Source organism: Pseudomonas sp. HAR-UPW-AIA-41 (assembly GCF_002304225.1).
Lineage (GTDB): Bacteria > Pseudomonadota > Gammaproteobacteria > Pseudomonadales > Pseudomonadaceae > Aquipseudomonas.
This window is the reverse complement of record NZ_NSLB01000015.1, coordinates 23,796-34,039: the sequence shown is the minus strand read 5'-3', so window position 1 is coordinate 34,039 and position 10,244 is coordinate 23,796. Positions and strand designations below refer to the sequence as shown.

Sequence of the window (10,244 nt, the reverse complement as noted above, 5' to 3'; positions counted from 1 at the left end):
CGTTGGCCTGCTGGCGGTCGATGTCGGTGGTGCCCATGTAGACCACGCACTGCATGCCGAAGCGCGCGGCCACGGTGGCGGTGGCCACGCCGTGCATGCGGCGCCGGTCGCGGCATGATGCGCTTCTTGCCCATGCGCTTGGCCAGCAGGATCTGGCCGATGCAGTTGTTGACCGCACCGGGCGACAGCAGTCGCTGCTCGATCAGCGGCTGTTGCGGCTGCAGGCGAATCCGCGCCGCCTTGCCCTCGCGCCCTAACGCCGCGTAAGCCCCCAGCAACTGCTCAAGGCGCACACCGGCGCCCCCGAGAATCAGCGCCAGGTTGGGCTGCGCGCCAGCCGGTAACTGCAGCGGCAGACCGGCACCGTGCAGCTCGCCGGCAAAGCGCTTGGGCCCGTAGGCCTCCAGCAATTGCACGGCCGGCAGGTTGAGCGAGGTGGCGAGCGCCTCGCTGGCCGACACCGGGCCGGTGAAGCCGGCGGAAAAGTTGCCGGGGCGGTAGTCGCCATAACGGCGCGGCACATCCTGCAGCAGCGACTCGGAGTGAATCAGCCCGGCATCCAGCGTCATGCCATAGAGAAAGGGTTTCAGCGTCGAGCCCGGCGAGCGCACCGACTGGATCATGTCGACATGACCGAAGCGCTTGTCATCGCCGATATCCACCGAGCCCAGGTAGGCGCGCACCGCCATGCTCTGTGCCTCGACCACCAGTACCGCAGCCGAGGTGTGCTCCGGCAGACGGGCACGCCAGCCCAGCAGCAGGTCTTCCAGCCGCCGCTGCAGACTGGCGTCCAGGGTGGTGCGGATCAGCGCCGGGCTGTCTGGCGTATTCAGCCGCCGCGCCAGCAGGGGCGCCAGTCGTGGTTCCTGACGTGGGGCCAGCAGCACCGGCTCCTGCAACGCCTCGCTGACCCGCGTCGGCGCCCACACGCCAAACTGCTGCAGGCGCCGCAGCACCTTGTCGCGGGCCCGTTGCGCGGCCTGCGGATGACGGTCGGGACGCAGCCGGCTGGGCGCCTGCGGCAGCACCGCCAGCAGTGCCGCCTCGGATGGCGTCAGCTGTGCCGGCGACTTGCCCAGATAGGCCCAGCTGGCAGCCGCCACGCCCTGCAAGGTGCCGCCGAAGGGTGCGCGGTTGAGGTAGAGGGTGAGTATCTCGTCCTTGGACAGGTGCCACTCCAGCTGCAGAGTTCGCCACAGCTGACGCAGCTTGCCCGGCACGCTGCGCGCATGCGGATCGAGCAGGCGCGCCACCTGCATCGACAGGGTGCTGCCGCCGGACACCACCTCGCCGCCGGAGAGGTTCTGCCACAGCGCCCGGCCCAGTGCCAGCGGGTTGACTCCGGGGTGCCGGTAGAACCAGCGATCCTCGTAGGTGAGCAGCGCCTCCAGATACAGCGGCGAAACCTCCTGCGGCGTCACCGGATAGCGCCATACCCCCTCGGCATCTGCAAAGCGCCACAGCGGCGTACCGTCCTCGGCCAGCACCACCCGCGCCTCGTCGGCCCGCGGCAACGGCAGCGGGAACAGCCCGTCGGCCAGCCACAACAGCGCCAGCCCCACCAGGGGGGCCAGCAACCAGCGGCGCAGACGAATCACGATGGACACAACTCAACCCCACAAACCAGAGGGCCCGTGATCGCAGTAATCGATCACGGGCCCCGGCATTACGCCCTGAAACCTAGCGCCCTTTTACCACCAGGCTCTGCGGCGCACTGCCCAGAGCCTTCCAGCCCGGCCGGTACATCGACTCGACCAGAGGCGGCGGCACCCGGTAATGGCCCGGGGTGACGGCGCGTGCCAGGTACAGCAGGTGCGTCGGCTCATAACCGCTGACATCCACGGCGGCCACATAGCGGTCACCGCGGTATTCCTGATGCTTGATCCGCGCGTTCTGCATGGACTGCTGCCACTCCTTCACGGCGCTGCTGGCATCGCCGAGGCTGGCACTGCTCTGCGCCAGGTTCTGGTTTTCCAGCTCCAGACCGGCCGGCAGCAGGTCCACCAGCAGGGCATCCGGTACGCGTTCCTTGGCCTCGACGATCAGGTGCACCAGCACAAGCTCGCCACTGTTGAGGTTGTCCAGCGCCAGCGGCTTGCCATCCATGCCGAGGTACTCGCGGAAGATGCTGAGGTTCTCGCCACTGGCCGGCGGCAGCTCACGCGGATAGCCCGACAAGCTGAACTGCTGGTAGAGCGTCTCGCTGCCGAGACTCTGCACCGACAGCGGCGCCTGCAGGCTGGCGCCTTCCAGCTTCAGGGTCGGCTGCTCGCGGTTGAGTGCCTGTACCAGACCGCCAGCCTTCAGCTCGGCCTGCCAGTCACCTTCCGGCTGGTTGAGCAGGCGCCGGCCGGCGAGGAACACGGCATTGCGTTCCTGGGTCGACAGGTACTCGTTGCCGGCCAGGTCATCGGACAGGCGGAACAGCCAGCTGTCGCGCTGCGCCTTGGCCAGGTCATGCTCCTCCAGCAGGGCATAGATCAGGGCGTCATCGCGCAGACGGCTGCCGTAATCGCCGTACCAGTAGTAGCGGTCGGCCTTGAACTCATGGCTGAGCGCGGCCTGCAGCAGGGTATCGGCGCGCGGCTGATCGCCCATCAGTTGCAGGGCCACCGCCAGGTGCGCCAGCGGCAGGCCACTACGGGCCTCGCTCTGCCGTTCGGCCAGTGCGCGCAGGCTGCCCAGCGGAGCCTGCTGACTGCGCGCCAGCACATAGCCGGCGTAGGCCTGCACGGCAAAGCGCATGTGCTCGCTGTCTTCGCTGTAGTACACGTCGATCAACTGGCGATCCTGCAGGTAGCGCAACAGGCGCTCGCTGGCCTTTTTCAGCGCCTCGTCCGGCACGCTGTAGCCCTGCTCGCGGGCACGCAGCAGGAAGTCGGTGACATAGGCCGTCAGCCAGTATTCCTCGTCGCTGTCACTGCCCCACAGGCCGAAGCTGCCGTTGTAGCGCTGCATGCCGAGCAGGCGCTCGATACCCAGCTCCAGCTTGCTGCGCCGCTCCTGATCGCTTTCGCCCTTGATGCCAAGACGCTTGAGGCTGGCGGCATCGGCATACAGCGACGGATACAGGCCGCTGGTGGTCTGCTCCAGGCAACCATAGGGATAAGCCTTGAGTTCGCTGATCTGCTCGGCGAGGTTCAGCGGCGGCTTGCTCGACAGGCTCAGCAACCCCTGCAGGCCATCGGGGTCGTACTGGCTGAGGGCGCTGTCCGGCAGGGTCCAGCTGTCGCCCTTGAGCACCGCGCGGAACTGCTTGAGCTGCGCCGGGTAGGCCGGGCGCACGCCGATCTGCCACTGCCGGCTGAACGGCGACAGCTGCTCGCCGGGCAGATCCAGACCATTGACCCTGACGCTGAGCTGGCCGGTGCCCAGGCCGCCGACCGCACGCACGGCAATCGGCAGCGTGATGCGCTGGCCCTGCGCCAGTTGCAGCGGCACGCTGCTGGCCGCCTCGCGCAGTTGCAGCTGACCGCTGGCCGCCAGTTGCACATCCAGCTTCTGCGGCGCACCGGAGAGGTTGGTCAGGTCCAGCGCCAGCGCGGTTTCGTCACCGCCGGCGAGGAAGCGCGGTGCCGACAGTTCGGCCACCAGCGGCGCGGCAACCACCGTCTTGGCCTCGCCCTTGCCGTAGCTGTCGTCGCTCCAGGCCTGCGCCATCAGGCGCAACTCACCGTTGAAGTCGGGGATATCCAGACTGACCTCACCTTCGCCCTGGGCATTGAGGGTGACCGGCGCACTCTGCTTGGCCACGATCAGCACGCTGGTATCCGGCCGCTTGCCACCGCCGGCCAGCGCCGCGTCACCACCGAAGGCCAGACTGGCCAGACGGCCCTGACCGGCTTCGATCAGTTGGCCATAGACGTCCAACTGGTCGGCACCGTAGCCCTTGCGGCCGAAGAAGGCGGCAAAGGGATCGGGCGTTGCGTACTCGGTGATATTGAGAATGCCGACGTCCACCGCCGCCACCAGCACCTGTACCTGCTTGGGCAGCTCGCCCCCGGCACGGCTGGCCTGCACCTTGACCTTGAGGGTCTGGTTCGGACGCATCTTCTCAGGAGCCGTCAGCTGCACGGCCAGTTGTCGGGGCGCCCGCTCCAGCGGCAGGTGCAGCAGGCCGACCGCACGCTTGGGCGTGACGTTGGCCTTGCGCTCACCGGGACGGATCACCAGCGCGCTGACATACAGATCGTGACGGGCCCAGGCCTCGTCCACCGGAATCTCGAAGGTCTTGCCCTCGGCTGGCACTTCGATGTCCTGCCACCACAGCGGGCCATCGCTGGACTCGACCAGCAGGTAGCCATTGCCGGCCGCCGGCGGTGTCACCGTCACCCTGGCGGTACTGCCGGCAGCGTACGCCGGCTTGTCCAGCGCCAGCTTGACCTGATCCGGACGCACGGCGCCGCCCTCGGTGTTGTCCTGCCAGCTGTAGCCGGCCCAGAAGCGCTGACTGCTGACCAGACCGGTCTGCGGATCTTCCACCTCGATGCGGTACGGGCCCCACTCCACCGGGAAGCTGACCTTGGCGGTCTTGCCCTCGCTCAGGTCGAGCTTTCCTCGCTGAGGTTGAGGTACTTCTCGTTGAAGTGATAGCTCCAGCCCTCGGACTCGGAGAAGCTCCAGAAGTAGTCGCGGCGCTCGCGCACCAGGCGCACCTTGAGCCCCTCGACCGCCAGCTTGTGGCCCTCGGGATCGGCCAGCAGCACCTCGAATTCAGCCATGCCGTTGTCGCCGACTTCCTCGCCCTCGAACAGCGCGCGCACACCCGGCAGGCGGGGTGCCGGCCATACCGGCTGGACGATGCGCCGGGTGACCGGACGGCCGCCTGACTCCTGCAGGCTGGCCTGCAGAATCAGCTTGAGCGGCGAGCGCGCCTCGGCCCAGCGGTTCTCCGGGCTGAGCACGCCCTCGCCGTCGGCATCCAGGGTGATCTCGTCGAGCTCCATATCCTGATTCAGCTCTTCCTCGGTCACCGAGCCGAACTGATAGCCCGGCAGGCTCGGCACCGCCTCGCGCAGCGGGCGCACATAGAGTTGGCTGGTCAGGCGGTTGCCGGAAGCCGGCGCGCCGTAGAGGTAACGACCGTTGACGCTGAAGCTGGGGTCTTCGCTGGTATCCAGCGGCTGTTCGCTGCCCTTGAGTTCCAGCGCGAGGCGCTCGGGAAGGAAGTCCTCGACGAGGAACTCATAGAGGTCCTGACGACCGTCGCCCAGGTCCAGCAACAGCTGCCAGCGGCCGGTCGGCGCATTCTCGGCCAGCTGCAGCTGGTACTGGTACAGCCCGTCAGTGCCCGGCTGCCAGACAAAACGCCGGGCCACCTGTTCATCGGGCCGGCGCACCTCGACACTCACCGGCTGCGGCTTGACCGCACGGCCATCAGCGTCGCGCAGCAGGGCATTGAGCAGCACCGTTTCACCGGGGCGATAGAGATCGCGCGGCCCGAAGACGAAGAACTGCAGCGGATTGGCGACCGGTCCGGCGAGATCGAACTCGGCCAGATCCAGCGCCGGAGCATTGAGGCGCAGCAGGCTGGTGTCGTTGTCCTTGCGCGCCAGCAGCACGTCGGCCTTGTCCACCAGCGGCAGTTCGGCATGGCCGGCATCGTCGGTGGTGGCCGAGGCCAGAATGCGCCCGTCGCTGTCCAGCAGGTCGAGCTGCACATCACTCTGCGCGGCACCACCGGCCAGCGCCTGGGTGAACACGTCTAGCTGCTGGCGATAGCGGTGGGCGGACAGGCCGATATCACTGAGGGTGAACAGGGTCGCCGGCTGCGAGTAGTTGTAGGTACCGGCCTGGCGCATCACTGCCAGGTAGACGCCGGGTTGCTGCAGCGGCTTGAGCCCGGCAATCGGCAGCAGCAGGGTCTCGCGGGTGTTGCGCGGTGGTCTCAGGTCGAAGCGGCCACCATAGACCAGCTCAGCCATCGGCAGCAGCTCGCGCGCCTCCCAGGTGTCCAGGCTGCTGGAACGCCCCCACTGGCTGAGAAACCCCGGCAGCGCGTCATCCTTGATGCGGAAGAATTCGACATTCACCGCGTCGACGTTCAGCGCAATCACCGGCAGGCCTTCGGCCAGGTGGGTCGGCAGCAGCGAGCCGCGGCTGGCAAAGCCGACGGTGGCCTGCAGGTCGCGGGTCTCCAGACGGGCCACGTACTCCTCGGCCAGCGCCTGACCGTTGATTGCACGCAGGCCGGCATCCACGGTCAGCACCAGTTTGCGCTGCGGCTCCAGATGACGCAGCCGCAGCTCCATGCCATTGCTGGCAAGCTCCCAGGCACCATCGACCTTGCCGTCGACGGTATCGACCAGGTGCAGGCGGCTGGCGAAATCCTGCTCGGCGTCCAGCGGCACGCTGAAGGTCACGGCCAGGGTACTGGCACCGTCGAGCTGCACCTCGGAAACGTCGATGACGCTCAGCTCGCGCCCTTTATAGCGCTCGGCCAGCGCGGCACGCTGCTCGGCCGTGGGAACGGCAACGGCAGCACTCGCCGCAGACTCGGCCGACGCCTTGGCGGCAGTCTCGGGGGTGGATGAATCACAGGCACTGAGCAGACTCAGCACCAGCGCCAGAAGCAGTCCTTTGTTCGGCATGGCAGGCTCCGGAGAGGAGGGAAGCAGAGAACGCGCACTATAACCGAGCGGTCAGGTTGCGAGGAGTGCAGCGCTCACGCTTTGCTCGCGGTCAGCCGTCGATCTGGACGAATGGCCGGGCGCGGGCTAGGGTCTGCTCGCCCCTTGCGTTCGCGGAATATCGCCATGTCCCAGGCCCTGCTCGCCAGCCTGCATACCCTGAGTTTTCTGCTGCTGTTCTGCCTCCTGGTACTGGAGCACCGCGAGTTCTGCCTGCCGCTCGATGCGCCACGGGCACGACGGCTGATCCTGCTGGATATCGGCTACGGCTTGGCCGCCGGTCTGGTGCTGGCTACCGGTGCCCTGCGCGTGCTGTGGTTTGGCAAAGGCCTGGATTACTACCTGCACAACGGCCTGTTTCACGCCAAGCTCGGCCTGTTCCTGCTGGTCGGCCTGATCTCCATCCTGCCGACGCTGACCGCACTCAATCTGCGCCCGGCACTGCAGGCTGGAACCGCCCCCGAGATCACGCCTCGGCGCCTGCAAGTGGTGCTGTGGACGATCCGCCTTGAACTGCTGCTGCTCGCCAGCCTGCCGGTGCTGGCCAGCCTGCTGGCGCGCGGTTACGGCGCAGGCTGATCGCCGAGCCAGCTGTACCAGGGCACCTCCTCACGCTGCTCGACCCGCACCTGCGGGCTATGCCGCAAGCGCACCAGCAGTCGCTTGCCCGCCTCGGCAGTGCCGGCCAGCGCCTGCAGATCGGCCAGCAACTGCGGCCCCTCGCAGGCGCCAGCCTCACGCAGCAACTGGCAGGCAGTCAGCCACAGACGATCCGCTGCAGGGCTGACCGCCGGCGTCGCAGAAGGTACAGGCGCAGCCTCCGTCACCGCAGGCAGCGCGCCACGCAGCAACTCGGCCAGACGCGACCACTCCCCATCTTCCAGACTGATCTGCAGATCAATCGCCAGGTCACCCAGCTGCCCCTGCACGCGCATGCCATCCTCCCGCGCCGGCTTGGCGCCCCCGAACATTTGTTATAACGTAACAATATTAATTTACTGGAGCCTCATTATGCGCCTGTTGCTGCTGACCCTGCCTCTCGCCCTGCTGCCCTTCGCGCCAGCGCACGCCAATGAACACGCACACGAGCACGACCATGATGAACACGCCAGCCTGGACGCTCACGAGCATGGCAGCGCCAGCCTGAACATTGCCCTGGAAGGCAACAGTCTGGAGCTTGAGCTGGACAGCCCAGCGATGAACCTGCTGGGCTTCGAGCACGCCGCCCACAGCACTGCCGACCGCGCCAAGCTGGCCAGCGTTAAACGTCTGCTGGAGCAGCCCCAGCAGCTCTTCACCCTGCCCGCGGCCGCCAACTGCCAGATCACCAGCAGCGAGCTGCACAGCCCGCTGTTCGAGGCCGAGTCAGCCGATCACGCCCATGAGCATGAACATGAGCACAGCGATATCGAGGCGCACTACCAGTTCAGCTGTGCCAACCCACAAGCGCTGGACAGCCTGTCACTGGCGGCCTTCTTCAAGCAGTTTGCCGGCATGGAAAAGCTCCAGGTGCAGCTGATCAGCACCACCGGGCAAAGCGGCAAGACCCTCACCGCCAGTGACAGCCTGCTGCCGTTGTAAAACCCTGCTTGTCGCCGCGCCTGTGAGGCTCTAGATTCGCCGCACCTGCCCTGCCCGAGGCCACCATGACTGCCCTGCTTGAACTGCATGATCTCGGCTTTGCCTGGCCCGGCCAGGCCGAGCTGCTGGATATTCCGCACTTTGCCCTGCAGTCCGGGGAAAGCCTGTTTCTCAAAGGTCCCAGCGGGAGCGGCAAGACCACCCTGCTCGGCCTGCTGGGCGGCGTGCAAAAGGCCGGCCGCGGCAGCATCCGCCTGCTAGGTACGGAGCTGGATAGTCTCGGTGCCGGCGCGCGCGATCGTTTCCGCGTTGATCACACCGGCTACATCTTCCAGCAGTTCAACCTGCTGCCGTTTCTTTCGGTGCGCGAGAACGTCGAGCTGCCCTGTCACTTCTCCAAGGCACGCGCCGGTCGTGCACGCCAGCGTCATGGCAGTATTGATCAGGCGGCCGCGACCCTGCTGGAGCACCTGGGTCTGAAGCCCGAGCTGCTGGAGCGCCGCGCCGATGCCCTGTCGATTGGTCAGCAGCAGCGGGTCGCTGCAGCCCGCGCCCTGATCGGCCAGCCCGAGTTGGTGATCGCCGACGAACCGACCTCGGCACTGGATGCCGATTCGCGCGAGGCCTTCATCCGCCTGCTGTTCGCCGAATGCCGCCAGGCCGGCAGCAGCCTGCTGTTTGTCAGCCATGACCAGAGCCTGGCGCCACTGTTCGACCGCAGCTTGTCGCTGACCGAACTCAACCGCGCCGCCCAGCCGCAGGAGACCTGAGATGTACTTGCTGCGTTTGGCCCTGACCAGCCTCAACAACCGCCGCTTCACCGCCCTGCTCACGGTATTCGCCATCGCCCTGTCGGTCTGCCTGCTGCTGGCGGTGGAACGCATCCGTACGGAAACCCGCGCCAGCTTCGCCAGCACCATCAGCGGCAGCGACCTGATCGTCGGTGCCCGCTCCGGCAGCGTGAACCTGCTGCTGTACTCGGTGTTCCGCATCGGCAATGCCACCAACAACATCCGCTGGGACAGCTTCGAACATTTCGCCACCCATCCCCGCGTGAAATGGACCATCCCGCTGTCACTGGGCGATTCGCACCGCGGCTACCGGGTGCTGGGCACCAGCGGCGCCTATTTCGAGCATTACCAGTACGGCCGCAGTCAGACGCTGCAATTCGCCGAAGGCAAACCCTTCAACGACCTGTTCGAGGTGGTGCTGGGCGCCGAAGTAGCCGATGCCCTCAACTACAAGATCGGTCAGCAGATTGTCCTGGCTCACGGCGTCAGCACGGTCAGCCTGGTCAAGCACGATGACAAACCCTTCACCGTGAGCGGCATTCTCGCCCGCACCGGCACGCCGGTGGACCGCACGCTGCATATTTCTCTGGCGGGCATGGAGGCCCTGCATGTCGACTGGCAGAACGGCATGCCCGCCCGCGGTGCCGCCAAGGTGAACGCCGAACAGGCCCGTGCTCTGGATCTGCAACCCAAAGCGATCACGGCCATGCTTCTGGGCCTGAACAGCAAGATCGCCACCTTCAGTCTGCAGCGGGAAATCAACGAATTCCGCGGCGAACCCTTGCTGGCCATCCTCCCCGGCGTGGCCCTGCAGGAACTGTGGAGCCTGATGGGCACGGCCGAAAAAGCTCTGTTCGTGGTGTCGCTGTTCGTGGTGCTGACCGGGCTGATCGGCATGCTCACGGCCATTCTCACCAGCCTCAACGAACGGCGCCGGGAAATGGCCATTCTGCGCTCGGTCGGTGCCCGTCCCTGGCACATCGGCAGCCTGCTGATACTCGAAGCCTTCAGCCTGGCTGCCGCCGGCGTCGGGCTCGGCCTGGCCCTGCTGTATGCCGGCATTGCAGCGAGTCGCGGCTGGCTGCGCACGCAATACGGGCTAGATCTGCCAATGGCCGCCCCCAGCCTCTATGAGTGGCAGCTACTCGGCGCTATTCTGGCCGCCGCCCTGTTGATGGGCGTGATCCCGGCACTGCGCGCCTACCGGCAATCGCTCAGTGACGGACTGTCGATCCGACTCTGA

The 10,244-nt window shown here is 66.7% G+C and carries 5 protein-coding genes and 3 pseudogenes; 4 read left to right on the top strand and 4 right to left on the bottom strand.

The features are described 5' to 3' along the window. From CK486_RS18370 to CK486_RS17060, 3 pseudogenes are all read right to left on the bottom strand, one after another. Window positions 1-173: pseudogene (locus CK486_RS18370) on the bottom strand (tryptophan synthase subunit beta); the annotation flags it as partial. Between the two features lie 24 nt (window positions 174-197). Beyond that, window positions 198-1,487, bottom strand: a pseudogene (gene pbpC / locus CK486_RS17065) (penicillin-binding protein 1C); the annotation flags it as partial. A gap of 193 nt (window positions 1,488-1,680) precedes the next feature. After that, window positions 1,681-6,590: pseudogene (locus tag CK486_RS17060) on the bottom strand (alpha-2-macroglobulin). A gap of 165 nt (window positions 6,591-6,755) precedes the next feature. Here CK486_RS17060 and CK486_RS17055 point away from each other — a divergent pair. Further along, entirely contained in the window at window positions 6,756-7,208 is a 453-nt protein-coding gene (locus CK486_RS17055) for a DUF2214 family protein (protein ID WP_095941501.1), read from the top strand. Here the strand turns inward: CK486_RS17055 and CK486_RS17050 are convergent. Continuing rightward, a complete protein-coding gene (locus tag CK486_RS17050) occupies window positions 7,193-7,564 on the bottom strand; it encodes a hypothetical protein (protein WP_095941502.1) in 372 nt (123 codons plus the stop codon). The two genes, CK486_RS17055 and CK486_RS17050, sit on opposite strands and share 16 nt — an antisense overlap. Window positions 7,565-7,640: 76 nt before the next feature. Between CK486_RS17050 and CK486_RS17045 the strand changes: the two genes are divergently transcribed. From CK486_RS17045 to CK486_RS17035, 3 genes are all read left to right on the top strand, one after another. After that, window positions 7,641-8,210, top strand: coding sequence for a DUF2796 domain-containing protein (locus CK486_RS17045; protein WP_095941500.1), 570 nt, complete (start codon window positions 7,641-7,643; stop codon window positions 8,208-8,210). A gap of 65 nt (window positions 8,211-8,275) precedes the next feature. Then, window positions 8,276-8,980, top strand: a complete 705-nt coding sequence (locus CK486_RS17040) for an ABC transporter ATP-binding protein (protein WP_095941499.1) — start codon at window positions 8,276-8,278, stop codon at window positions 8,978-8,980. A gap of 1 nt (window position 8,981) precedes the next feature. Further along, window positions 8,982-10,244 carry an ABC transporter permease gene (locus CK486_RS17035; RefSeq protein WP_095941498.1) on the top strand — a complete coding sequence of 421 codons (1,263 nt, stop codon included), beginning with the start codon at window positions 8,982-8,984 and terminating at the stop codon, window positions 10,242-10,244.

Excerpts from the sequence above, each read along its gene's own strand:
- CK486_RS17040 (WP_095941499.1), top strand. The coding sequence starts at position 8,276 with ATGACTGCCCTGCTTGAACTGCATGATCTCGGCTTTGCCTGGCCCGGC.
- CK486_RS17050 (WP_095941502.1), bottom strand. The coding sequence starts at position 7,564 with ATGCGCGTGCAGGGGCAGCTGGGTGACCTGGCGATTGATCTGCAGATC.
- CK486_RS17045 (WP_095941500.1), top strand. The coding sequence starts at position 7,641 with ATGCGCCTGTTGCTGCTGACCCTGCCTCTCGCCCTGCTGCCCTTCGCG.
- CK486_RS17035 (WP_095941498.1), top strand. The coding sequence starts at position 8,982 with ATGTACTTGCTGCGTTTGGCCCTGACCAGCCTCAACAACCGCCGCTTC.
- CK486_RS17055 (WP_095941501.1), top strand. The coding sequence starts at position 6,756 with ATGTCCCAGGCCCTGCTCGCCAGCCTGCATACCCTGAGTTTTCTGCTG.